This is a genomic window from Pseudoselenomonas ruminantium (genome assembly GCF_900104055.1).
Lineage (GTDB): Bacteria > Bacillota > Negativicutes > Selenomonadales > Selenomonadaceae > Selenomonas_A > Selenomonas_A ruminantium_C.
Window position 1 is genome coordinate 1 of the sequence record NZ_FNJQ01000009.1, and the last position, 23,745, is coordinate 23,745.

The following is a 23,745-nucleotide window of genomic DNA, read 5'->3' on the forward strand; positions in this document are numbered from 1 at the left end:
GAATATCTGGTGACGATAGCTGAGTGGATCCACCTGTTCCCATACCGAACACAGTAGTTAAGCACTCATACGCCGAAAGTACTTGTCTGGAGACGGACTGGGAGGATAGGGCGTTGCCAGTTAAGCTGAAAGCACCCTGTGGGGTGCTTTTTTGTGTTATATGAGTGACGAAGATGTCCGCATATGATATACTATCAATGTTGTGTTCATTTGATTTGCTTAGGAGATTTGCATGATAAAATTAATCTTTTCGGATATGGATGGTACGTTGCTGGATGAGAATGGTCAGTTGCCGGCCGAGTTTGATGCGGTGATGGGGCAGCTGCAGGAACGCGGGGTACAGTTTGCGCCTGCCAGCGGCCGGCAGTATTTTTCACTGCTAAAATCCTTCCATAAATATGAAGATCAGTTTATCTTTGTCAGTGATAATGGCACGATCGTGCGCCAGCATGGCAAGGAACTGTTTTCGGATATAATCGAACGGGATACGGCCCGGGAAATCTTTAATCTGGTCAATGATATCGATGGCATTTACAATGTCTTTTGTGGCAAGGAAACGGTTTATCTGTTGAAGCGCAAGAATCCGGAAATCCAGATGGACGAGCTGAAGAAGTATTTCCGGGCGGTAGAGATCGTGGATAGCTTTGATGATATACCCGAGGAGCCAATCAAGGTTTCTTTCTTTACGCCGGATGCGGATGCTGCTGAAAAGATCTATCCCCTGTTTGCGCCGTATTATGACTCCATGCAGGTAGTGCTGGCTAGTGCGTTCTGGGTGGATGTGACCAACAAGGGCGCCAACAAAGGGATGGCAGTGAAGGCTTTGCAGGAAAGACTGGGGTTGAAGCCGGAGGAATGTGCGGTATTTGGGGATTATATGAATGATCTGGAAATGATGGGGGCGGCTTACTATAGCTACGCTATGGAAAATGCGTATCCCCCGCTCAAGGAAGCAGCCAGATTCATTGCACCCAGTAATGCGGAACATGGGGTGATGAAGACTATCAAAGAATTCATCGCGCAGGGACTTTGTTGACATCAAGAGGCGAAGATATTTGAAAGTCTTCGCCTCTTGATGTCAACAAAATGTGTTCGAGCACATTTTTTGGCATAACCTATTGAAATACCAATTCGTGTGGTGTATGATATGAGTGTAAGTAATTTGGAAAAATAGAAATTAGTAAGAAATTATGTGCATGGCACATTCTGTTGGAGGGGAACGTATGTTAGAAGAACTCAAAGAGAAAGTCTATGAAGCCAATATGCTTTTGCCGAAGCATCATCTGATTACTTTTACTTGGGGAAATGTATCTGGTATTGACCGGGAGAAGGGGCTGTTTGTCATCAAACCGTCCGGGGTTGAGTATGATGTTATGAAGCCGTCGGATATGGTGGTTGTGGATCTGGATGGCAACAAGGTGGAAGGTGACCTCAATCCTTCTTCGGATACGGAAACGCATCGGATTTTCTATAAGGAATTCCCGAACATTGGCGGCGTGGTGCATACGCATTCCCGCTGGGCAACGATCTTTGCGCAGGCTGGCCAGGGCGTGCGGGCTTATGGTACGACGCAGGGGGATTATTTCTACGGCGAGATTCCCTGCACCCGGGATATGACGGAAGAAGAGATCAAGGGTGAATATGAGTACAACACTGGTGTAGTGGCAGTGGAACGGTTCAAGAAATACGGCATCAATCCGGACTATGTGCCGGCAGTGCTCGTGAAGAACCATGGCCCCTTCACCTGGGGGACGGACTGCTTCAATGCGGTGCATAACGCAGTCGTGCTGGAAGAAGTCGCCATGATGGCCTTCCATACGCAGATGCTAACGGGTGACCGTGATCCCATGCCGCAGGTGCTGCTGGACAAGCATTTCCTGCGCAAGCATGGCCCCAATGCTTATTACGGGCAAAAGAAAAAAGGCTAAAAAATTCCCAGCTGCTTCAAAAAGCAGCTGGGAATTTTTTTATTTTTTGCCTCGCAGAAGCTTGATGATGTTGAGGCCGCTTTCTTTTTCGCTCTTTTTCTTGCCCGTGAGATACTTGCGTCTTGCTTCCTGGGCGAGACGGTTGGCGTTGGCCGTGGCCTGCTGGACAGCCTGCTGGCAGGAAGAACAGTAGACGCCTGTATTGATAAGCTTGCCGCAGCGGCTGCAAGGATAGGCAATCTTGCCGCTCATGGCGAACTGACCGCTTTGGATCATCTTAGAGGCAATCGCCAAAGGTGCACCGGTTTTCTTGACGATATCGCCAGCGGTGCAGTTGGGATTAGCTTCTACGAAATTCCGGATTTCTTCTTCATAGTTTCGGTATGCATCATAACATTTCTGACAGGCCCCGGAGCCGGCATCTGCGTACAACTTGCCACAGATGGGACAGTTTTTCAGCACGGGGCGGTTTTTGCTATAGTATGTCTTCATGGTAATCATCCCTTCCTCAGCAATAGGGGACAATGCTTCCCTGCAAGCGGACTACTAAGCACATTATAGCATAGACGACAGAAATAGTATATAATTCAGAAAAATAAATTATCTTACCGGCGGGGCGATTTGTGTTAAAATGATGGAGACTATCTGGTAAGGAAGTGAAGTGAATGGCAAGCAATCAGCCGCCTAAAAGTGTTTTGAAACGGCTGGCGGAGCTGGAAAGGATATGTGAGGAATTGACTGGTCAGGTAGAGGCTTTGACAGCAGAGCGCAATGCCTTTAAGGTCAAGTATGAAGATATCCTGTTGGAAAATATTCGCCTGCAGGAAAAGATGAGGGAATATCGGGAGCGTTTGCGACGCCATGAACCGATTGAGGTAAAAGCGGTGGTGGTGGAAGAAGCGGCAATGGAAGAGGACGCAGAGCCGAAGAAAGGTGAGCTGGATGCATTTGCGGATCTGCCCTTGAAGATCGCGGTGATTGGCGGTACGGATGCCTGGCAGGCCAAAGTTATGGAACGACATCCGGGATTCAAGGTCATTGGCAGCAGCAAGAATTTCGATCGGGATAAGCTGAGTGGTACGGATATCCTCGTCATCAACACCAATGCCGTATCCCATGCCTGCACGCAGAAGGCTAAGGGCGAAGTGGACAAGGGGACAGAGATACTCACGATTTCCACCAATAATCTGGAGATTCTCGATAAGAAAATCATGGACATCCTAGCATGATAAGTTTTTGAAAAAATTATCACCTATCTATTGATTTTCATTCTCAATAGTGTTATATTATATTCAGGCTTTCGTTAAAGCTCTCCTAAAATATAATACACAGCAAAGCACCCCTTCGTACTGCTCATGCGAAGGGGTGCTTTGTATCCGGATTTATGGATTTTGACCGCTGAATATGATAAGATTAGGTGACACGGAGGAGGGAAAATCCATGAAGAGAATCCTTATGTTTTTGAAATTATTCAGATATGATTTGTTGGTAATGCTGGTGGCCTTGAAGCATCGGGATACGCCGAAGAATGTGAAGGGGCTTTTGCTGGCAGCAATCCTTTATCTGGTTAGTCCAATCGATCTGATTCCTGATGCCGTTCCGTTGGCGGGAATTATCGATGATGCGGTGATCGTACCAGCGGCGGTGATGGGGCTTACGAATATGCTGCCGCGTAATGTACGTTATCAGGCCGAAGCACAGGCTGATAAGATGCTGCGCTATATGCCGGTGATATTAGGGGCGGCCACGCTCTTTATCATCTGCTGGCTCGGCCTTATCGTGTACGGGCTTTATAGATTGATCTTTTGAGGTGTATTGAAATTGCGTTTATATATTGCCGAGAAACCCAGCATGGGGCGGGAAATCGCCAAGTGCCTGAAGGGGCCGGTGCGCCGCTGTGATGGGTACTTAGAAACCGGGGAAGGAGTCGTGACCTGGCTGTTTGGCCATATCCTGCGGCAGGCAGAACCGGATGAATACGATCCGAAGTATAAGAGATGGCGGGCTGAAGACCTGCCGATTATCCCGCAGCAGTGGAAGCTGTTTGTCGATAAATCCTGCGAAAAACAGTTTGCCATCGTCAAGGGGCTTATTGACCGCTGTGATGAAATCGTCCATGGCGGAGACCCGGACCGCGAGGGGCAATTGCTGGTCGATGAGGTGCTGGACTATCTGGGCAATAAGAAGCCTGTCAAGCGCATCCTGCTCAATGCTTTGGATGAAGCCAGCATCAAGAAGGCTAATGCCAATCTGCGGGAGAACAGCGAGTTCTTCAATCTCAAGCAGTCAGCACTGGCCCGGGCGCGGGCAGACTGGCTGATCGGCATGAATCTGTCCCGGGCTTATACGCTGGCGGCAAGGCGGGCTGGTCATGATAAATTGGTACTGCCCATTGGCCGTGTCAAGACGCCGACGCTTTCGCTGGTAGTACGGCGGGAACGGGAAATCGAGAATTTCAAACCCGTGGACTACTATACCATCAAGGCCGAGTTTGCCCATGCGAACGGCACTTTCGCTGCCCAGTGGAAGCCCAAGGACACCATGGCAGGGCTGGACAGTGAAAACCGCCTGATTGACAAGAAAATCGCCGAAGAAAAGCTTGCCGAGTTCCAGCAGGAGCCGCGGGAAGGCGTGATTTCGGCCTATCAGAAGACGAAGAAGCAGGAGCCGCAGCCCCTGCCCTTTTCCCTGTCTTCCTTGCAGGTGCTGGCAGGCAAGATGTTTGGCTATGCACCGCAGGTGGTGCTCGATACGGCGCAAAAGCTCTATGAGAAAAAGCTTACGACCTATCCGCGTTCGGATTGCGAGTATCTGCCGACCAATCAGTTCGGCGATGCGGTGAAGATCATCACGAATCTGGCGCAGGCAGGGGATGAACGTCTGGCAGGCTGGACAAGTGGTGTAGATACGAAGACAAAGAGCCGTGCCTGGAATGACAAGAAGATTTCAGCTCATCATGCGATTATCCCCACTACCGTCAAGGCCAATATGCAGACGATGACCACGGAGGAGCGTAATCTGTATTTCCTGATTGCCCGCGGCTATATGGCGCAGTTCTATCCCGTGCATCTTTATGACCAGACAAAGGTGGAGGTCACCTATAAGGATGAACTCTTCACGGCCAGCGGCCGCACGGAGCGGGACCTGGGCTGGAAGGTCATGTATCAGGCGGCGAAGAAAAAGACTGCCGATGATGACAGTGATAATGAAAGCGACAATGAGGAAAATGACGGCACTTTGCCGGCTATGAAGAAAAAGGACAGCGTCACCTACGAGAAGGGCGCAATCACCCAGCGGGCGACCAAGCCGCCCGTGCGGTTTACGGAGTCCACGCTTTTGGCCGGCATGAAGGAAATCCATAAATATGTGAAGAATCCCGAAGCCAAGAAGCAGCTCAAGGACGTCTATGGTATTGGCACGGAAGCTACCCGTGCGACGATCATCGAAGATCTCGTCAAGCGCAAATTCATGCAGAAGCAGGGCAAGAAGAAGTATCTCGTGCCCACGCCAGCGGCCTATCTGCTCGTTGATGCCTTACCCGATGAAATGACTTATCCGGATTCCACGGCCATCTGGGAGGATAAGCTCCATTCGATGTCGGAGGGGGACGGCACGCTCGATGAATTCCTGCGCGGCCAGATCGAGTTCACGAAGAAACTCTGCGGCAAGGCTGGCAATGCGCAGATGGAAGTCACCGGAGACAATGTCTGTCCCCGCTGCCATAGCGGCGTATTGACGCAGCGCAAGGGGAAGAATGGCCTGTTCTGGGGTTGTTCCAACTATCCAAAATGCCGCATGACCTGCAATGACAAGGACGGCAAACCGGATCTTGAGGATGCCAAGGCACGCGTGGCACGGTCTGTCCGTACTAGTGCGCCGGCGGCTGTGTCGGCCAGCCAGTTGGCACGGCAAAGCAGTGCTGCGGGCTATAAAACGCGGCCGATGGCGGCGGTGGCATATGCGCAAAGTGGCAATGGCCCCAGCGCACAGGACATGGCGGATCTGAATTCGCTGTTTGCGGCGGCGGATTACGAGGCACAGATGGCCGCGGATATGGCCAGCTATGAAGCGGCCCAGCCTAAGCGCGGCTGGCAAAATTGGGGAGATAAGCCTAAATTTTCGGCCAGCCCGCTGGAAAAAGCGGCAAAAGAAAAGACACAGGCAAATGATAAATACCTGTGTCCTAAGTGCCGGGAAGGGCATTTACGCCTGATTCGCGGCAAGAACGGAGCGTTCTGGGGGTGCACCAACTATCCGCGGTGCACGGCTACTTTCGATGACAGCAAAGGGGCACCTTTATTAAGTTAGTGCGTATAGGCAGGCGGGGACATATTTTTCGGACTGCGCTGAATGTCTGGTATGAGGATGAGTACCTCGTTGATGCTTGTGCCGGTTACCACGGCACATTGACATCGCCGTGTATTGTTTGTGCCAGCAACCAGCCAGCGGAGCAATCGCTCCGTTCCGAAAAATACGTCCCCGCCTGCCATCCGTCTATTGTATTGAACTAGAACTTTTAAAAATCAATTTCGCATTCGAATAGGCGGTTCCATGGGTGGGAGATATGGAGTTTGTCCAGAGAGAGTCCTGCGGGCAGGGTGATGTTTTGCTGGGCGAATTCTTTCAGCCAGTCGGTTCCCTGTTTGGCGGCGAAGTCTTTTGCTCCGTCCAGATTGCCGGTCTGCTGGTTGTAGCCGGGCTGGCTCCAGACGGCGGCGCCGAGTTTCTGCCGGACGTTGGCCTGATAGCCCCATTCTTCGAGGTAACGGGTGAGCATGAGTTCCTCCCGAGCCTGTTTATCCATCCATTTCGTGAGCATGCCGGTACCAATCAGGAAGCCGGTGGTATTGGTGGCGGTGTTCCAGCCGCCGTAGGCCTGCAGTTTGAACTGCAGGTCTTTTTTGTGCAGTTCGTTCATCAGGGCATTATCGGCGCCGTTGCCATAGGCGATATCGGCTACGGCAGTGGGATAGCCTTTGCTTACAAGCTCACTGACCAGATTGACAAAGGGCATGGTTCCCTTGCGGGGCTGGATGGTGTTGGCGGGGCCGTTGGCTTCGCCGGTTGTTCCGTCTGGGTTCGTACTGATGGCCATGACCAGTTCAGCTCGTTCTGGCGCAGGAACCTGTAGGCCGCCGGCGGCGATGATGGTATTATCGACGTCCAGGCCGATTTTTTCATTGCAGTAGGCGGGGATGGTTTCACGGCCCTTGCCGATATTGTAGATGGTGTAGACAAAGGGAATATCTCCCTTGTCGTCGCAGATGGCCCGGCACAGCATGACCATGCCGAGTTCATCGGCACCGGAGGTCAGCTGCAACTTGGTCTTGTCAATATTCTGCCCGTATTCCCGCAGATGACGGGTTTCGTAATGGGTTTGGGAGTAGAGGGCGCCGTCGTCACCGCCGAGGAACAGGAAGGAGAAAACGCCCTGCCCTGTGAGGTCAATCAAGGCTTTGTTGGCATTGTAGTTAAGGCCATGGCGGTGCGTCCAGTCTTCCATGGCGGCAGGAACGATTTCCTGTTCGAGCTTGGCAAGCTCCCGTTTTTCCTTCTTGGAGGCAAGGCCCAGTTCAGCCTTGTCGCGCAGCATGCTGTAGTCGCGGATTTTTACGGCATTTTGCTGGTAAATAGCCGGTTCCATGCCGTTGCCGGAGTGGGTAGCGGTCAAAAGTGTGCGCAGGATGGTGCCAAAGCCGTAGACGGGCAGGCGCGGATGGTCTTCGTGGAACGTGCGGAAGCGTTCTACGCGTTCGTTGATGGTGTCCTGCGTGAGTTCGTGATTGCGGGAGGCGACGAGGCTGCCATAGAGCATGGCATCGGTGGAGACTACCGCGGCTTTGGCACCGGAGGCGTTCTCGTTCAGCCACTGCCAAAGACCGTCCGGATCACCGGGCTGTTCTCGGGTTCCCAATAATTTTTCGGGAGGGACGACAACATCATAGCCGAGTTTTTCCGCCACCTGACGAGTTTCCTTGTCCGTAATCGGACGGTTGTCGAGCGGTACGAACAGGATTTTCTTCCCCTGCGCGGGGGAGACGGCTTCTGCTGCTGTCAGGTTCGGGATGAATGAAAAGGTTATGGCGAGTGCTATTAGCATGAATATTTTTTTCATTGTAAAATACCTCCTTCGAGTCATAATAATACCATTTTCCTATTCGTGGCGAAAGTTGTTTTTCCTTCTTTTTAGGTTAGGTTGTTCTGGGGGAGGGGGCATATTTTGCGGGTTCCACTAAATGTCTGGCATGTATTGTGCGTGGCGTATAGGGACAAGCGCCGGTTACCACGGCGCGTTTACATCGTTTTTCTTTGTTTTTTCTGGAAGCCAGCCAGCAGAGCAGTAGTTTCACCCGCAAAATATGCCCCCTCCCCCAAGTTACGCCTTTGTTTATTTTGGTACGAAGTTTTGTGCGCAAGTCTGCCTTTTATGGTATAATTTTTTCGTAATATATGGCGTATTATCGATAGAGAAAAAGAAAAAAGATTCTTAGAGCTCCAGATGAAGGCGCTCTGTAAGAGTAATGACTGGCAAATTGGCAATTGTGTCCCCGCTCTAGGCACGTATTAACAACTACCAAGAAAGGCAAGGAAAATGAACAAATTTATAGAATTAGGCATCAGCGAAGCGTTAGTCGATGTATTAAAGAAGCAGGGCATCGAATCCCCCATGCAGGTACAATCTGCCGTTATCCCTAAAATAATCGGCGGCGGCAATCTTGTTGCCCAAGCCCCCACAGGCACAGGTAAAACTTTGGCCTATCTTCTGCCTGCTCTGCAAAAGATTGATGTTTCCTCCCGCGATGTGCAGGTAGTGATTTTAGCACCGACCTATGAGCTGGCCATGCAGATCATGAATGTAGCCCGTGACCTCTCGCAGGGCGCAAAACTCGGTATCAAGGTGCAGGGGCTTATCGGCGGGGCCAATATTGCCCGGCAGATGGATAAACTCAAGGACAAGCCGCAATTGATTGTAGGCTCTGCCGGCCGCATCATTGAGCTGGCGCAGAAGAATAAACTCAAGCTGCATAAGGCAAGGATGCTCGTGCTCGATGAATTCGACCGGCTTTTCGATGACCAGAACATGACAAATACCGCCGATGTGGTGCGCCTCTTGCCGGAAGACCGTCAGGTCATCATGGTATCGGCCACAGCGCCGAAAAAGGCCTTGGAGCGGGCGGATTTCCTGCAGCAGCCGGAAATCGTCAAGGTGGAGGCAGATCCTGCAGCACAGAGCCAGCGGGAAAATCTCTATCGCATGACACCGTTCCGCAGCAAAGTGGAAACCGTGCGCCATCTGGCCCGGCGGCTGGCGGTGAAGCGTGGCCTCGTGTTTATCAACAAGGTCTTCGATGCTGAGCGGATTCTCGCGCAGCTGCGCTATGAAGGCTTTATGGTTGGCACGCTTTTGGGGCATAACAACAAGCAGGCCCGACAGAAGGCCATAGCCGATTTCAAGGCCGGCCGTATCAAACTGCTGCTCTCTACGGATCTGGCAGCGCGCGGGCTGGATATTCCCGATGTAGACTATGTATTCAACCTTGATCTGCCGGAGAGTGCGGAGATCTATCTGCACCGTGCAGGCCGTACGGCCCGGGCTGGGGCAAAAGGAACAGTTATCACGCTGGCCGATAATAAGGAGGCCTATAAGCTTGAACAGCTCGAACGGAAGCTGGGCATCGATTTCCAGCCGCTGAAGGGCGGGGAGAAAGCTGCGCCTGCCAAGAAGAAAAATGCAGTGAAAAAAGGCAATGATACAGCGCCGAAAAAGTCTGCAGCCAAGAGTAAGAAACATACCAATCGGCAGGGAAAACGGAGAGCTGCGGCGAAGTAAAACTAAAATAACAGAGATAGGCCACCTCATCCGTCAGCCCTTTGGGCTGCCACTGCCGGGGAGTCCACTGGACTCCCGCGCCTGGTGGCGCCCCCTCAAGGGGAAGACTGTGGGGAATTATTTGCAAATTTGGAGGGAATACAATTTGGACATTGTACCGATACTATTGCAGTTAGTACTGGTAGCATTTTTGATTTTTATGAATGGTTTTTTTGTGGCGGCGGAGTTTGCCTGCGTGAAGATCCGTTCGTCACGATTGGAGACCTTGATTGCGGAGGGCAGCCGGCGGGCAGTATATGCCAAGCGCCTTACGGACCATCTGGATGCGTCCCTGTCGGTGACGCAGCTGGGCATCACTCTGGCTTCGCTGGGGCTTGGCTGGGTAGGTGAACCTGCCGTAGCCCAGCTAATCCTGCCTTTGACTCGTTTGGCTGGGATGGACGATATGGTAGGGCACACCCTGTCGCTAGTAGTGGCGTTTTCCATCATCACTGCGGGCCATATCGTGCTGGGGGAACTTACCCCGAAGACCATGGCCATCCAAAATGTGGAAAAGATTATGCTGTCCGTGGCTTTGCCCATGCTGATCTTCCATCGGATCATGTATCCGTTTGTCTGGATACTCAACCATGTGGCCAATTGGGTGACAGCTCGTATGGGCTTTGAAGCGGCCAGTGAGAGCGAGTCGGCCCATACCGAAGAGGAAATTCGCCTGCTGATGGAGGAAAGCCACCGGCAGGGGTTGATTGATGATACCGAAGCGGATTTTGTGGACAATGTTTTTGACTTCACGGAGCTCAATGTCCGGGAAATCATGACACCGCGCACGGATATGGTTGTCATTTATCTGGAGGACAGCTGGCAGGAAAATATGGATGTGATCCTCTCGGAGCAGATGACGCGTTATCCCATCTGCAAGGAGGACAAGGACCATATCATCGGCTTCCTGCATGTGAAAGACCTCATGAAAACCATGGCCAGCGGCAAGCGGCCGAATTTCCGCAAGCTGGCGCGCAAGGCGCTGGTGGTGCCTGAAAGCATGGATGTTAACGTACTTTTGAAGACCATGCAGGGCAGCCATAGCCAGATGGCCATTGTGGTGGACGAATACGGCGGTACGGCCGGCATGGTGACCATTGAGGACATCATGGAGGAGATTGTCGGCGACATTCAGGATGAGTTTGATGAGGAGCGCCCCACGGCAGAAGACCGGGGGGATAATGTCTACTCCGTGGATGCCAAGATGCTGCTGGAAGAACTCGAAGACATCTTGGAAATCACCATTGAAGATGAAGATGTAGACAGCGTGGGCGGCTGGCTTTATGACCAGATCGGCAGTGAGCCGAAGGTCGGCCAGATGGCTGCCGCTGCAGGCAACTTCTTCTATGTGGAGGAAGTGGAAGGCGCACGGATTACCCGTGTGTTGATAAAATTAGCTCATGAACTCACAGAAGAGCATGAGGAAATCGTTTAGTTTTTTGGGAAAGGGAGTGGGGATGTTGAAGATTTTTCGTACATTATTAGGACTGATGCTGATTGCAGTCACCATGCTGGCCTTTACGGGCTGCGGTGGCGGCAGTACGGCCTCGGGAACGGTGTTTTACCTGAGTCATCAGGATGGCGACGGATTTACGGATATGATCCGCAAGTCCTTCAGTGACAAGGCCAAGGCTGCCGGTATCCCTGTGGAATACCGGGATGCCAAGGGCGATGTCAATATGCAGATCGACCAGATGAAGGAGGCCATCGCGGCCAAACCCAGCGCGATCGTGTTGCTGGCGGTGGAGGGCACGGCGTTGGTGCCCATGGTGGAAAAGGCCAATGAGGCCGGGATTCCCATCATCATCACCAATCGTGGCCTGAACGGCGGTAAATACCTGTCCTGTATGGTCGATGAAAAACAGGCGGGCATCATGCAGGGGGAATATATGGCCAAACACCTGCCGCCCAATGCCAAAGTGGTTTATCTCGAAGGCGAGAAGGGGTTTGAAGGCAGCGTGCTGCGCTGGCAGGGATTCAAGGAAGCCTGCCTGGACAAGCGCCCGGATGTACAGCTGCTGGCCAGCACCTCAGCCAATTGGCGCACCTCAGATGCTCTCAGGAACGTAGCGCTCTGGACAAAACTCTTCCCGCAGATTGACGGCGTGATTGCGGCCAATGACAGTATGGCTGTTGGTGCTGTGCAGGCACTCAAAGATGCAGGCCGCCTGGATGGCTGCCTGATATCCGGCGTTGATGCGGTGGATGAGGCATTGAAACTCATCGATGCCGGTGAAATGAGCCAGACCGTCCAGCAGGATGCGAATGCCTTGGCAGACGGCACCTTCAAGCTGGTGGATTCCTGCCTGAAGGGGACAATCCCCACGGAAAACATCGTTGTGGAATTCAAGTCCATTACCAAGGATAATATCGCGCAGTTCCGCAAATGAGGAAGGGGGATGCTGTCATGGAGAATTTAAGCGTAAGAATCAAGATCCTGCTGCTGGCGGCAATTATGCTGGTCATCACCTGCGTAGTGGCGGCTGTGGGAATCTTTTCCAATCAGAAATCCAAGCAGGCTTTGGATGATATGTATAATTACAATCTTATGGCCACACAGTACCTCAATGATGCCAACAACCATCTGCGCGGCATTGATGTGGATGTAGCCTATATGCTCCAGCAGGATTTCTCGGCCGACAGCCGCAAGGTCATGCTGGCAGATATCAAGGGACGCCTGCAGTCCATCAAAGGGGATATCGATAAAGTCAAGGAAATCGACCGCAGCCCCCGGGCGCAGGAAATCATTGCCAGCCTGGAGAAAAATCTCGCAACGGCAGAAAGCAAGGTCAAGGAATGTGAAACCTTAGGAAACACCAATGAAGACAAGGTGAAAACCTTCGAAAACCTTTCCGCTACCGGCATTATCGCTAACGATATGGCGGTACTGACGCCCGACAACGTGTCGCAGGGCAAGGTGCTCTTCGATGAAAACAACGCCAACTATGAACTGACCATCAAGATCTTCCTGAGCATCATCCTGATTGGCCTGTTGGTGGGGATTGCCGTGGCATTCTTCATTGCCCGTAATATCGCCTCGCCGCTGGCAACGTCTATTGAGCATCTGAATGCCGTGGCCGATGGCGATCTGACGCAGGAAATTCCGCAAAAACTGTCTGCACGGCAGGATGAAGTGGGCCTCGTCATGCAGGCTTTGGGCAGGATGCAGAAGGCCTTGCGCAGTGTCATCAAAAATGTCCACGATGAGGCAGAAAACAGTGCCAATATGGTCACGGAAGTGCAGGGCCTGGTGGATTCGCTTAATGAGAGCGCACAGGATATGTCAGCTGTAACCGAGCAGATGGCTGCGGGCATGGAAGAAACGGCCGCGTCCACGGTCAGCCTGCAGAACCTTGCCGATCATCTGCGCGATAAGATCCATGCTTCGGCCAAGGGCGCTGCGGACAGTGAAGGCTATACGGTGGAAATCGCCCAGCGGGCCAGCAGCCTCAAGACCAGTATGGAAGAATCCAGCCGGGAAGCCAAACACATATACAACGACACCAAAGTGTCATTGGAAGAATCCATCGCATCGGCCAAAGTGGTGGATAACATCAGCCTGCTCACGCAGGACATCAGCGAGATCGCCGCTCAGACCAACCTGCTGGCGCTCAATGCCGCGATTGAGGCCGCCCGGGCTGGTGAATATGGCCGCGGCTTTGCCGTGGTAGCAGATGAGGTGCGCAAGCTGGCCGAGCAGTCCCATGATACGGCCGAAAAGATTAAGGAACTGACCGGTCAGGTGACCAGTTCGGTACAGGATCTCTCGTCAGGGGCCTTTGACCTGCTGAAGTTCATGGATGAAAAGGTCGTCAAGGACTATGATCTGCTCAATGAGACTGCTATCCACTATCAGGAGGATGCCGATTACGTCAACGACTTTGCCCAGAAGAGCAACATTTCTGCGCAGGAGCTGATTCGTTCGGTAGATGTCATGAATCAGTCCATGGAAGAGATTGCCAAGGCTACCCATGAAGGGGCCGTGGGCAATACCACCGTGGCGGAGAAAGTCACGGTGGTGGCCGAGAAAGCCAACGATATTCTCGATAAGATGAACGCCTCCATGGAAGGGGCAGAGAACCTCAAACAGCAGGTTGCTAAATTTAAAGTATGATTTATGTGAAAATGACCAGTTAATGTCCGCGTTGACTGGTCATTTCTATTGTGGTTTGGACTTGCCATTGTGAGAAATTTGCTATACAATAAAAAGGAATAAAAGTGGGATAAAGTGGTGAAAAGTGGCACAAGATGAAGCAAAGGTGGTGAGGCAGGATGTTCATGGGCGAGTACACCCACTCCATTGACGCCAAGGGGCGCATTATCCTGCCTGCAGATTTCCGGCAGGAACTCGGCGTCACCTTTATCATTGCCAAAGGGCTGGATAAATGTCTGTTTCTATACGGCCAGCAGGCCTGGGAGGAACTGGCGGCGCGGCTGCGTGCCCTGTCGCTGGTGAAACCGGAGGCCCGGGCTATGAACCGCTTTTTCTTTGCCGGAGCCCGTACGCTGGAATGCGACAAGCAGGGACGTTTCCTCGTTCCTGCGAATCTGCGCAATTATGCGGAGATCACCTTGAAGCAGGATGTGATCCTCACAGGTGTGGACAACCGCATTGAAGTATGGAGCAAGGAAAACTGGAACCGCTATAATGGCGAGGTGGAGCCGGATGTCACGGCGATTGCCGCATCGCTTGCAGAACTAGGTATTTAAGGAAAGGATTACAGTTACATGGAGTTTCATCATATCAGCGTGATGCTGGAGGAGACCGTCAAAGGTCTTGTGACAACTGAAGAGGGAACCTATGTGGACTGTACTCTGGGCGGCGGCGGTCACTCAAGCCTGATCGCGTCAATGCTGACTGAAAAAGGGCGGCTGATTGGCATCGACCAGGATGCGGCGGCCATTGCAGCGGCCAGCGAGCGGCTCAAGGATGCCAAATGCCGCGTGGATATCGTTCACAACAACTTCCGCAATCTGGAGCAGATTCTCGCGGATGAGGATGCCCAGCTCGTGGATGGTGTGGTTTTTGACTTAGGTGTGTCTTCCCATCAAATTGACACGGCCGAACGCGGTTTTTCCTATATACAGGACGCGCCGCTCGATATGCGCATGAATCCCGAAGCGGATTTCAGTGCCTATGATGTGGTCAACACTTACGAGGAAAAAGAACTCAACCGCATATTCAAAGAGTATGGTGAGGAACGCTGGAGCAAGCGTATTGCCCAGTTTATCGTGCAGGAACGGACGCAGAAACCGATTGAGACTACCGGGGAACTGGTGGACATTATCTGCAAGGCTGTGCCCAAGGCGGTGCGCCAGGCGGCGGGCGGCCATCCGGCCAAGCGGATTTTCCAGGCCATCCGCATTGAGGTCAATGACGAGCTGGGAATCCTGGAGAACGCCTTCCGTACGGCGGTGGCGCATTTGAAGCCCGGCGGCCGCATTGCGATCATCACCTTCCATTCGCTCGAAGACCGCATTGCCAAGAATGTACTCAAAGAACTGGCTCGGGGCTGTATCTGTCCGCCGGAACTTCCGGTATGCATGTGCAGCCACCAGCCGGAGATCAAGATAATCGGCAAGCCGATTCAGGCTACAGCTGATGAGTTGGAGCACAATTCCCGCTCCAAGAGCGCCAAGCTGCGCATTGCCGAGAAATTGCCGCCAAAAGAGAAGGGAGGCAGATGACCATGTTAGCCAGACAGGAAGAATATTATGAGGAAGAAGCTCATGTCCTTACGCCCGATGAGGAGGAAACGGAATTGCGCAAGGCTCCGAAGGAGCCGCTCTTCAAGACGGTATTGGACACCAGGCTGCGCACCCATGGCCAGCTGCTGTTCCTGACCATGACGGTGCTGGCGCTTTTGGTGACTGTCGGCAGCGGCATCAGCGCCAGCCGGGGGTATGAGCTCGTCGCCATCCAGCAGCAGGCGGATCAGCTCGAACAGGAAAATGACCGCCTCAAGATCGAGATTGCCAAGTTGAAGTCCCCGGAACGCATCAAGAGCATTGCGCGGGACCAGCTCGGAATGGAAGTTCCGCGGCAGACTTACTTTAGCAGTGAGAAATAATGACCAGATATCAAAAATTACAGGATTTTTCGCAGAAAAATCCTGTAATTTTTTGCTATTTTGCCGTATAATAGTTAACGGTTCGCATTATTAGGCGAGGGAGGATATTATATGAAGACATTAGCGCAGCTGGCAGAGCTTGTCGATGGCTCTGCAATCCATGGCGATAGCAATATAGAAATCACCGGCATTGAACATGATTCCCGCAAGGTAGAAGCGGGCACGCTCTTTGTGTGCATTGCTGGTTTCCATGTGGACGGACATAAGTTCATTCCGCAGGCGGTGGAGAAGGGCGCCAAGGCGATCCTGACCACCCGCAGTATTGAGGAATTGGAAGTGCCGGAAGGCATTGCGGTACTGCAGGTACCGGAGCTCAAGGAAGCGCTCGATACCATCGTGCCCTTCTTCCATGATTACCCGGCACAGAAGCTGCGCGTGATCGGCATCACGGGCACCAATGGCAAGACTACGACGAGCTATCTGATCCGCGCAATCCTGCGCGAAGCAGGTTACAAGGTGGGGCTTATTGGCACCATTCAGATCATGATGGAAGAGGAAGTCTTCCCCATCCATAATACGACGCCCGACGTGGTGGAACTCCAGCACACTTTGGCCATCATGCGCGATAAGGGCATGGACTATGTGGTCATGGAGGTTTCCTCCCATGCGCTCGATCAGAACCGCGTAGCCGGTATCGAATTCGATACGGCCGTGTTCTCAAATCTGACGCAGGACCATCTGGACTATCATAAGACACTGGAAAACTACAAGCTGGCCAAGGCTAAGCTCTTTGAACTGCTGGGCAGGGAAGGCGTCAAGGAAAACAAGACTGCCGTGGTCAATGCGGACGATGAAGCAGGTAAGACCATGCTCGAACATGCTCACTGCCGTCATCTGACCTATGGTATCGACAATAAGGCCGCTCTGCAGGCCACCAATGTGGAAGTGCTGGCCAGTGGTGCCAATTTCACGCTGGCCGAGGAATTCCTCGGCGAAATGGACCTCAAGCTCCATATCACCGGTATCTTCAATGTCTATAATGTGATGGCTGCTGTGGGAGCAGCGATTGCCGAGAAGATCGATCCGGCCATCATCCATAAGGCGCTCGTGAACTTCACCAGCGTGCCGGGACGCTTTGAACTCGTCAAAGCCGGGCAGGATTTCTCCATTATCGTGGACTATGCGCATACGCCGGACGGGGTGGAAAATGTGCTCAATACAGCTCGCCGCATCGCAAAAAAGAAAATTATCGCTGTATTCGGTTGCGGTGGCGACCGCGACCGCACGAAGCGTCCGATCATGGGACGTCTGGCCGCAAAACTTGCCGATGTGGTCATTGCGACCTCGGATAATCCGCGCAGTGAGGATCCGGCCTTCATCCTCTCTGAAGTTGAAGCCGGCGTCAAGGAGACCATTGGCGCGAAGCACCATGAGTGTATCATCGACCGCCGTGAGGCGATTTTCCGCGCTGTGGAACTGGCGGAGACCGACGATATCGTGATCATTCTGGGCAAGGGCCATGAGGATTATCAGATCCTTAAAGACAAGACCATTCACTTTGACGATAAGGAAGTTGCCCGCGAAGCCGTGGCAGCGAAAAAAGGAGCTTGAACATGTTTACGCTGGATGAGATTGTAAAGGCTACTAGCGCCGATGTATATAAGGAAGAAAAGAATGATTTCTGCGCCGTAGTCACGGATACCCGCAAGATCAGCGCAGGTGTGCTCTTTGTGGCCCTTAAGGGCGAGCGCTTCAATGGTGAGGATTTCGCCGCGGAAGCCTTGGAAAAAGGTGCTGCCGGCGTGGTGGTCAGCAAGACCTGCGCGAAAGAATCGCTCGAAAAATGTCAGGGTACGGTTCTGCAGGTTGAAGATACATTGACGGCCTATCAGCTGATTGCCAAGGCTTGGCGCGATAAGTTTCCCGAGATTCCCGTGGTCGCCATCACGGGTTCCAACGGCAAGACCACCACGAAAGACCTGACGGCGGCTGTGCTGTCGGCCAAAGGTGCCGTGCTCAAGACGCAGGCCAACTTCAACAATGAAATCGGTTTGCCTCTGACTTTGCTGGGACTCAAGAAGGAGCATACGGCGGCCGTGGTGGAAATCGGCATGCGCGGCTTCCATCAGATTGACGCTTTGGCGCCGATTGCCTCCCCGCAGATTGGCATTGTGACCAATGTGGGCGAGACGCATATGGAACTTTTGGGTTCGCTGGAAAATATCGCCAAGGCCAAGCAGGAACTGGTGGAGTCCATTCCGGCGGGCGGCACGGTGATCCTGAATGCCGACAATGAGTATGTGGCCGGCATGCGCTCGGCTGCCAAAGAGGGCGTGAAGGTCATGACCTTCGGCATCGAAAAGGATGCGGACGTCAAGGGCGAAGCCCTGCATACGGAAGGCACGGTCACGAAATTCATGGTGACCTATGCCAATGAACGCCATGAATATGCGGTCAATATGGTGGGACGCCATAATGTCTATAATACGCTGGCAGCCATTGCCGCCGGCTTTGCCATGGGCCTGACGCCGGATGAGGTACGTCAGGGCCTTGACAATCTCGAAGCCACGAAGATGCGCTTTGAACTGCAGCAGGTCAAGAAATGGAACGTGGTCAATGACGCCTATAACGCCAGCCCCATGTCCATGACGGCGGCCATCAATACGCTCAGTGAACTGGTCAAGGGACGCAAGATTGCCGTGCTCGGCGATATGCTCGAACTGGGCAGCGTATCCGAAGAGGCACATCTCCATGTGGGCGAGGAAGTGGCTGAACATGGCTTTACGGCCCTCGTTACCCGCGGTGAAATGGGCGAATTTATCGCTAAAGGCGCGGAAGATAAGGGCATGACGGCGGTTTACCGTTGCAAGAGTCATGAGGAAGCGGCGGATAAGCTCCATGAATTGCTGCAACCCGGCGATACCCTGCTGTTCAAGGGCTCCCGCGGCATGGCAATGGAAAAGATCATCGATTTACTGTAATAGAAGTTAGATAGTGAGGCATTGAAGTTGGATAGCTTTTTATTGGCGGCTGTGATTGCCGCAGGTTTCGTACTGTTGACCGGACCTTTTTTCATTCCGGAACTGCATAAGCTGAAGTTTGGCCAGAGTATCCGCGAGGAAGGCCCGGCAAGTCATCAGGCCAAGAGCGGCACGCCGACCATGGGCGGCATCATGATCATCTTAGGTATCACCATTGCTACGTTGGTTGCGGCACCGCTCTCCACGAAAATCATCCTGGCGCTGTTTATCATGCTGGGACATTTCGTGCTGGGCTTCCTCGATGACTATATCAAGGTGGTCAAGAAACGCAATCTGGGACTGAAAGCGAAGCAGAAGATGCTGGGGCAGATCATCATTGCGGTAGTCACCATGGTTATCGGTACGAAGATGCTGGGTATAGATACCACGGTCTGGCTGCCGGTGCTCAATACCAACATCAATATCGGCATCGGTTATTATGCGTTTGTGCTGTTTGTGATGGTGGGCGCCAGCAATGCGGTCAACCTCACGGATGGTTTGGACGGCCTGGCTTCCGGTACGGTGGCCATTGCCGCCAGCACCTATGCCGTGGTCTGCATGCTGATGGGGCATAGTGACCTGGCTGTCTTTGCCACGGCTATTGCCGCAGCCTGCGTGGGCTTCCTGCGCTTCAACGCACATCCGGCCAAGGTGTTCATGGGCGATACGGGTTCGCTGGCTCTGGGCGGCGCCATCGCGGCGCTGGCCATCCTGACGCATACGGAAGTGCTGCTGGCATTGATTGGTTTTATCTTTATGTGTGAGGCCCTGTCCGTAATCATACAGGTGGCCTCCTTCAAATCCACTGGCAAGCGGGTGTTCCGCATGAGCCCCATCCATCATCATTTTGAGCTGGGGGGCTGGTCCGAGTGGAAGGTGGTCTTCGTCTTTTGGACGGTGCAGCTGATCACCTGCGTGGCGGCTTTGATGTTACTCTAAGGGGGATATGATCATGGATTTAACGGGCAAGAAGGTACTGATTATCGGAGCGGGCATCAGCGGTTTTGCGGCGGCGAAAATCACCCGCCGTTTGGGCGCGCAGGTAACGCTCAGCGATGCTAAGAGCGAGGCAGATTTAACGGATAACTTTGACGAGCTCCGGGATATGGGCATAAACTGCGTGTTCGGTCCGCAGTCCGAGGAACTCCTCGATGGTGTGAGCCTGGTGATCGTTTCGCCTGCGGTACCGGCCCGTATTCCCTTGATTCAGGCCGCATACAAGCGGAAGATCCGCGTGGCCAGCGAAGTGGAGCTGGCTTACCGTCTCAAGAAGGCGCCAATCTGTGCTGTGACCGGCACCAATGGCAAGACCACGACGGTAACGCTCCTCGGCCTGCTGCTGGAAACGCATTTCGATAAGGTCGGCGTGGGCGGCAATATCGGCGTACCCCTGTCGGAAGTTGCGCTGGAGATTCCTGCCGACGGCTGTATCGCTGCTGAGATTTCCAGCTATCAGATGGAAGTCACCGAAGACTTCCATCCCCATGTAGCCACGGTCCTCAATGTCACGCCCGACCATATCGTGCGCCATGGCTCCATGGAGGAATACCAGCGCATGAAAGAGCGCATGTTTGCTCAGCAGGTGGGCAGGGACTTCCTCGTGCTCAACTACGATGATGAACGCGTGCGCGATATGGAAAAACGCGCGAGTGCCCATGTGGTCTATTTCAGCCGTCAGGTGCACCTTCATGAAGGTGCCTATCTCGAAGGCGATATGCTGACCATTGCCTGGAACGGAGAGGATTTCCCGCTCTGCACCATCGGCGAGCTGGGCATCAAGGGTGCCCACAACGTGGAGAATGCGCTGGCTGCCGCTATGTCGGCATTCCTGGCTGGTTGCACGGCAGAAGAGATGATTCCCGTACTCAAGTCCTTCCGGGGCGTGGAGCACCGCATCGAGTATGTGCGCACGCTGGACGGCGTGGAATACTACAACGACTCCAAGGCCACGAATACGGATTCGGCCATCAAGGCGCTGGAAACCTTTGCCGATGGCATCGTGCTGCTGGCTGGCGGCGATGATAAGATGACGGACCTGACCGATTTCCTGGCACGCGTCAAGGAACGGGTGACGGATCTGGTGCTTGTGGGTGCCGCCGCTGACCGCTTCGAACAGGAAGCCTTGAAGCATGGCTATCCGGCCGAGCATATCCATAGGGCAGGCTTCTCCATGGAAAAGGCTGTGGAACTGGCCCATGAACTAGCCAAGGCGCCGCAGGTGGTGCTGCTTTCCCCGGCCTGCGCCAGCTTCGATATGTATAATGGCATGGCCGAGCGAGGCCGTCACTTCAAGGATTTAGTGAATAAATTACAGTAAGAGGGATTTTGCATGAATATCATTGTTTCCGGTGGCGGCACCGGCGGGCATATCTACCCGGCGCTGACCATCATGCGCACCATTGAGGAAAAATACCCCAATACCAAGTTTCTTTATGTAGGTACAAATAAGGGGCTTGAAGCTGATATCATTCCCAAGGAAAATATCCCCTTTGCTACAGTGGATATCCAGGGATTCAAGCGCAGTTTGTCCCCGGCGAATTTCGTCCGGGCGGGCTTGGCGGCCATCGGCGTGGCCAAGGCTATGAACGTGGTGCGGAAATTTAAGCCCGATGCGGTAATCGGCACGGGCGGCTATGTCTGCGGCCCGGTGCTTATGGCGGCCAGCATGCTCGGAATTCCGACGCTGATTCAGGAACAGAATGTCGTGCCGGGTATCACCAATAAGATCCTGGCTAAGTTCGTGACGAAGATTGCGGCAGGCACGCCCGAAGCGGCCAAGCATTTCCCGCAGGGCAAGGTCACCTGCACGGGGAATCCCATCCGCAAGGAAGTCATGACGGCTGCCAAAGAGGACGGAGCCAGAGCCTTTGGCTTCGATCCCGCGAAAAAGACCGTGCTGATTTCCGGCGGCAGCCGCGGTGCCCGCAGCATCAATAACGCCATGATTGATGTATTGGTGGAAGCAGCGAAGCAGACTGAAGTTCAGTACCTGCATGTGACGGGGAAGCTCGATTACGAGGATATCATCGGCCGTCTGGCCGAGAAGGGCGTGAACCTTGCCGAAACGCCAAATATCAAGGTAGAGCCCTATCTTTACAATATGCCGGCGGCCATGGCCATGGCGGACCTCGTGGTCTACCGTGCCGGAGCTACAGGACTGGCAGAACTTACGGCCAGAGGTATTCCGGCAATCCTGATTCCCTATCCCTATGCGGCGGAGAACCATCAGGAACACAATGCCCGTGCATTGGAGGCAGCAGGTGCGGCCAAGGTAATCCTCAACCGGGAGCTGAAGAGTGAGAATCTCCAAAGCACCCTGCAGGAACTGCTGGCCGATAAGGAAAAGCTTGCGGCCATGGCTGCAGCAAGCAAAGCCTTGGGCAAGCCGCAGGCGGCAGAGGATATCGCGAACATGGTTATTGAAATGACACAGGGGAGACAGACGAAATGAAACGGCTGAAAGAGCTAAAAGATATTGAAAAGATCCATTTTGTAGGCATCGGCGGTGCCGGCATGAGCCCGCTGGCTAAGATCATGGTGGAGCTGGGCTATGAAGTTACCGGCTCCGACCGGGCTGATTCCGAAGTGATCCAGAACCTCAAGAAGCTGGGCGCAAAAATCACTTTGGACGGCCAGAAGGGGGAAAATGTCAAGGGCGCGGATGCGATTGTCGTATCCACGGCTATCCCCTATGACAATCCGGAAGTGCTCGCAGCCCGCGACCTCGGCATCCGCAAGCTGCATCGTTCCGATATCAATGCAGCGCTCGTCAACGAGTACAAGGGCATTGCCGTAGCTGGTGCCCATGGCAAGACCACCACGACGTCCATGCTGGGCGTGGCGCTGACCAAGGCGGGTGTTTCCCCGACGGTGGTCGTGGGCGGTGAAATGCCGGATCTCGGCACCAATGCCATCTTAGGCGAGAGTGAATACCTGACCTCCGAGGCCGACGAAAGCGATGGTTCCTTCCTGAAACTGCGTCCCCATATCGCCGTGGTGACCAACGTCGAAGACGACCATATGGACCATTATGGCACGATGGAGAACATCATCAAGGCCTTCACGCAGTTCATCCAGAACGTGGACAAGGAAACGGGCTATGCCGTGCTCTGCTTCGATAACGAAAACCTGCGCAATATCGCCAAGACCGTGGATCGGAAATACTATACCTACGCCATCGACCATGAAGCCGACTATATGGCCCGGAACATCAAGACCAATGGCAAGGGCATTGCCTTTGATGTCGTCCATGGCGAAGAGATGCTCGGGCATGTGTCCCTGAACATCCCCGGCCGCCATAACGTGCTCAATGCGCTGGCCTGCATCGTAACGGGGCTGTCCATGGGCGTAGAGTTTAAGAAGCTCGTGGCTGGCCTGGCTGAATTCCACGGTGCCAAACGCCGCTTCCAGACCAAAGGCCGTGCCAAGGGAATCTGGGTGGTGGATGACTATGCTCATCATCCGACGGAGATTGCTGCCACACTCAAGGCCGCCAAGGAACTCAATCCGAACCGTCTGGTCTGCGTGTTCCAGCCGCACCGCTATTCCCGTACGCAGCTGCTGCATGAGGAATTTGGCAAGGCCTTTGTCTCTGCCGATATACTGATCCTCACGGATATTTATGCCGCTGGTGAAGCACCGATTGAAGGCATCAATGGCGAGACCATCCTCAATGAAGTGCGCAAGCAGTCTGGTCAGGATGTCATCTACATTCAGGCCCGGGAAAAGCTGGCCCATTACCTGGAAAATGAAGCGCAGGATGGCGACCTCATCATCACTATGGGCGCCGGGGATATCTACAAGACCGGTGAGGAATTAGTAGAACTTTTGAACAAGTAAGGAAAGCAGGATTTAGA

General features: G+C 53.4%; 20 protein-coding genes and 1 rRNA gene. 19 read left to right on the forward strand and 2 right to left on the reverse strand.

Annotated elements, in window-relative coordinates; translation table 11 throughout:
* Nucleotides 1-5 precede the first annotated feature (5 nt).
* The 3 genes from rrf to BLQ59_RS05395 all read left to right on the forward strand — a co-directional run bounded on the left by rrf (nucleotide 6) and on the right by BLQ59_RS05395 (nucleotide 1,928).
* Nucleotides 6-122: ribosomal RNA gene (gene rrf / locus BLQ59_RS05385) — 5S ribosomal RNA — on the forward strand.
* A gap of 110 nt (nucleotides 123-232) precedes the next feature.
* The gene (locus BLQ59_RS05390; RefSeq protein ID WP_074571890.1) at nucleotides 233-1,036 is read left to right on the forward strand and encodes an HAD family hydrolase; all 804 of its coding nucleotides are present in this window, start codon (nucleotides 233-235) and stop codon (nucleotides 1,034-1,036) included.
* 187 nt (nucleotides 1,037-1,223) lie between these two features.
* Entirely contained in the window at nucleotides 1,224-1,928 is a 705-nt protein-coding gene (locus BLQ59_RS05395) for an L-ribulose-5-phosphate 4-epimerase (RefSeq protein ID WP_074571891.1), read from the forward strand.
* Between the two features lie 39 nt (nucleotides 1,929-1,967).
* Here the strand turns inward: BLQ59_RS05395 and BLQ59_RS05400 are convergent, their stop codons facing one another.
* Nucleotides 1,968-2,420: a hypothetical protein gene (locus BLQ59_RS05400; RefSeq protein ID WP_074571892.1), complete on the reverse strand. Its 453-nt coding sequence runs from the start codon at nucleotides 2,418-2,420 to the stop codon at nucleotides 1,968-1,970.
* A gap of 173 nt (nucleotides 2,421-2,593) precedes the next feature.
* Between BLQ59_RS05400 and BLQ59_RS05405 the strand changes: the two genes are divergently transcribed.
* The 3 genes from BLQ59_RS05405 to BLQ59_RS05415 all read left to right on the forward strand — a co-directional run bounded on the left by BLQ59_RS05405 (nucleotide 2,594) and on the right by BLQ59_RS05415 (nucleotide 6,236).
* Complete coding sequence (locus BLQ59_RS05405) at nucleotides 2,594-3,157, forward strand: hypothetical protein (protein ID WP_074571893.1); 564 nt, start codon at nucleotides 2,594-2,596, stop codon at nucleotides 3,155-3,157.
* Between the two features lie 226 nt (nucleotides 3,158-3,383).
* Entirely contained in the window at nucleotides 3,384-3,737 is a 354-nt protein-coding gene (locus tag BLQ59_RS05410) for a YkvA family protein (RefSeq protein ID WP_256324613.1), read from the forward strand.
* 12 nt (nucleotides 3,738-3,749) lie between these two features.
* Entirely contained in the window at nucleotides 3,750-6,236 is a 2,487-nt protein-coding gene (locus tag BLQ59_RS05415) for a DNA topoisomerase III (protein WP_074571895.1), read from the forward strand.
* A gap of 208 nt (nucleotides 6,237-6,444) precedes the next feature.
* On the opposite strand, the gene BLQ59_RS05420 is transcribed toward BLQ59_RS05415, so the two are convergent.
* Nucleotides 6,445-8,043: a DUF4127 family protein gene (locus BLQ59_RS05420; protein ID WP_074571896.1), complete on the reverse strand. Its 1,599-nt coding sequence runs from the start codon at nucleotides 8,041-8,043 to the stop codon at nucleotides 6,445-6,447.
* Nucleotides 8,044-8,520: 477 nt separating this feature from the next.
* Here BLQ59_RS05420 and BLQ59_RS05425 point away from each other — a divergent pair, with 477 nt between their 5' ends.
* From BLQ59_RS05425 to murC, 13 genes are all read left to right on the forward strand, one after another.
* Nucleotides 8,521-9,759 (forward strand): DEAD/DEAH box helicase, encoded by a 1,239-nt coding sequence (locus BLQ59_RS05425; protein ID WP_074571897.1) that lies wholly within the window; start codon nucleotides 8,521-8,523, stop codon nucleotides 9,757-9,759.
* Between the two features lie 145 nt (nucleotides 9,760-9,904).
* Nucleotides 9,905-11,233, forward strand: coding sequence for a hemolysin family protein (locus tag BLQ59_RS05430; RefSeq protein WP_074571898.1), 1,329 nt, complete (start codon nucleotides 9,905-9,907; stop codon nucleotides 11,231-11,233).
* Between the two features lie 22 nt (nucleotides 11,234-11,255).
* Nucleotides 11,256-12,188, forward strand: coding sequence for a sugar ABC transporter substrate-binding protein (locus BLQ59_RS05435; protein WP_074571899.1), 933 nt, complete (start codon nucleotides 11,256-11,258; stop codon nucleotides 12,186-12,188).
* A gap of 17 nt (nucleotides 12,189-12,205) precedes the next feature.
* On the forward strand, nucleotides 12,206-13,912 hold the full coding sequence (locus tag BLQ59_RS05440; protein WP_014423563.1) for a methyl-accepting chemotaxis protein: 1,707 nt from the start codon (nucleotides 12,206-12,208) through the stop codon (nucleotides 13,910-13,912).
* Nucleotides 13,913-14,070: 158 nt separating this feature from the next.
* On the forward strand, nucleotides 14,071-14,508 hold the full coding sequence (mraZ, locus tag BLQ59_RS05445; RefSeq protein ID WP_074571900.1) for a division/cell wall cluster transcriptional repressor MraZ: 438 nt from the start codon (nucleotides 14,071-14,073) through the stop codon (nucleotides 14,506-14,508).
* Between the two features lie 18 nt (nucleotides 14,509-14,526).
* Entirely contained in the window at nucleotides 14,527-15,486 is a 960-nt protein-coding gene (rsmH, locus tag BLQ59_RS05450) for a 16S rRNA (cytosine(1402)-N(4))-methyltransferase RsmH (protein WP_074571901.1), read from the forward strand.
* A gap of 2 nt (nucleotides 15,487-15,488) precedes the next feature.
* On the forward strand, nucleotides 15,489-15,869 hold the full coding sequence (gene ftsL / locus BLQ59_RS05455) for a cell division protein FtsL (RefSeq protein ID WP_074571902.1): 381 nt from the start codon (nucleotides 15,489-15,491) through the stop codon (nucleotides 15,867-15,869).
* A 111-nt stretch (nucleotides 15,870-15,980) separates the two neighbouring features.
* A complete protein-coding gene (locus BLQ59_RS05460) occupies nucleotides 15,981-17,480 on the forward strand; it encodes a UDP-N-acetylmuramoyl-L-alanyl-D-glutamate--2,6-diaminopimelate ligase (protein ID WP_074571903.1) in 1,500 nt (499 codons plus the stop codon).
* Nucleotides 17,481-17,482: 2 nt separating this feature from the next.
* Nucleotides 17,483-18,850 (forward strand): UDP-N-acetylmuramoyl-tripeptide--D-alanyl-D-alanine ligase, encoded by a 1,368-nt coding sequence (locus BLQ59_RS05465; protein WP_074571904.1) that lies wholly within the window; start codon nucleotides 17,483-17,485, stop codon nucleotides 18,848-18,850.
* A 27-nt stretch (nucleotides 18,851-18,877) separates the two neighbouring features.
* Nucleotides 18,878-19,828: a phospho-N-acetylmuramoyl-pentapeptide-transferase gene (gene mraY / locus BLQ59_RS05470; RefSeq protein WP_081342469.1), complete on the forward strand. Its 951-nt coding sequence runs from the start codon at nucleotides 18,878-18,880 to the stop codon at nucleotides 19,826-19,828.
* A gap of 13 nt (nucleotides 19,829-19,841) precedes the next feature.
* Nucleotides 19,842-21,206 (forward strand): UDP-N-acetylmuramoyl-L-alanine--D-glutamate ligase, encoded by a 1,365-nt coding sequence (gene murD / locus BLQ59_RS05475; protein ID WP_074571906.1) that lies wholly within the window; start codon nucleotides 19,842-19,844, stop codon nucleotides 21,204-21,206.
* 12 nt (nucleotides 21,207-21,218) lie between these two features.
* Nucleotides 21,219-22,340, forward strand: a complete 1,122-nt coding sequence (murG, locus tag BLQ59_RS05480; RefSeq protein ID WP_074571907.1) for an undecaprenyldiphospho-muramoylpentapeptide beta-N-acetylglucosaminyltransferase — start codon at nucleotides 21,219-21,221, stop codon at nucleotides 22,338-22,340.
* Nucleotides 22,337-23,728 carry a UDP-N-acetylmuramate--L-alanine ligase gene (murC, locus tag BLQ59_RS16515; protein WP_074571908.1) on the forward strand — a complete coding sequence of 464 codons (1,392 nt, stop codon included), beginning with the start codon at nucleotides 22,337-22,339 and terminating at the stop codon, nucleotides 23,726-23,728. The genes murG and murC overlap by 4 nt, the downstream gene beginning before the upstream one ends.
* The last annotated feature ends 17 nt before the right edge of the window (nucleotides 23,729-23,745 follow it).

Coding starts and splice junctions, on each gene's coding strand:
- BLQ59_RS05440 (WP_014423563.1), top strand. CDS start 12,206: ATGGAGAATTTAAGCGTAAGAATCAAGATCCTGCTGCTGGCGGCAATT.
- BLQ59_RS05405 (WP_074571893.1), top strand. CDS start 2,594: ATGGCAAGCAATCAGCCGCCTAAAAGTGTTTTGAAACGGCTGGCGGAG.
- BLQ59_RS05400 (WP_074571892.1), bottom strand. CDS start 2,420: ATGAAGACATACTATAGCAAAAACCGCCCCGTGCTGAAAAACTGTCCC.
- mraZ (WP_074571900.1), top strand. CDS start 14,071: ATGTTCATGGGCGAGTACACCCACTCCATTGACGCCAAGGGGCGCATT.
- BLQ59_RS05390 (WP_074571890.1), top strand. CDS start 233: ATGATAAAATTAATCTTTTCGGATATGGATGGTACGTTGCTGGATGAG.
- murD (WP_074571906.1), top strand. CDS start 19,842: ATGGATTTAACGGGCAAGAAGGTACTGATTATCGGAGCGGGCATCAGC.
- BLQ59_RS05465 (WP_074571904.1), top strand. CDS start 17,483: ATGTTTACGCTGGATGAGATTGTAAAGGCTACTAGCGCCGATGTATAT.
- murG (WP_074571907.1), top strand. CDS start 21,219: ATGAATATCATTGTTTCCGGTGGCGGCACCGGCGGGCATATCTACCCG.
- ftsL (WP_074571902.1), top strand. CDS start 15,489: ATGTTAGCCAGACAGGAAGAATATTATGAGGAAGAAGCTCATGTCCTT.
- BLQ59_RS05435 (WP_074571899.1), top strand. CDS start 11,256: ATGTTGAAGATTTTTCGTACATTATTAGGACTGATGCTGATTGCAGTC.
- BLQ59_RS05460 (WP_074571903.1), top strand. CDS start 15,981: ATGAAGACATTAGCGCAGCTGGCAGAGCTTGTCGATGGCTCTGCAATC.
- BLQ59_RS05410 (WP_256324613.1), top strand. CDS start 3,384: ATGTTTTTGAAATTATTCAGATATGATTTGTTGGTAATGCTGGTGGCC.
- rsmH (WP_074571901.1), top strand. CDS start 14,527: ATGGAGTTTCATCATATCAGCGTGATGCTGGAGGAGACCGTCAAAGGT.
- murC (WP_074571908.1), top strand. CDS start 22,337: ATGAAACGGCTGAAAGAGCTAAAAGATATTGAAAAGATCCATTTTGTA.
- BLQ59_RS05420 (WP_074571896.1), bottom strand. CDS start 8,043: ATGAAAAAAATATTCATGCTAATAGCACTCGCCATAACCTTTTCATTC.
- BLQ59_RS05425 (WP_074571897.1), top strand. CDS start 8,521: ATGAACAAATTTATAGAATTAGGCATCAGCGAAGCGTTAGTCGATGTA.
- BLQ59_RS05395 (WP_074571891.1), top strand. CDS start 1,224: ATGTTAGAAGAACTCAAAGAGAAAGTCTATGAAGCCAATATGCTTTTG.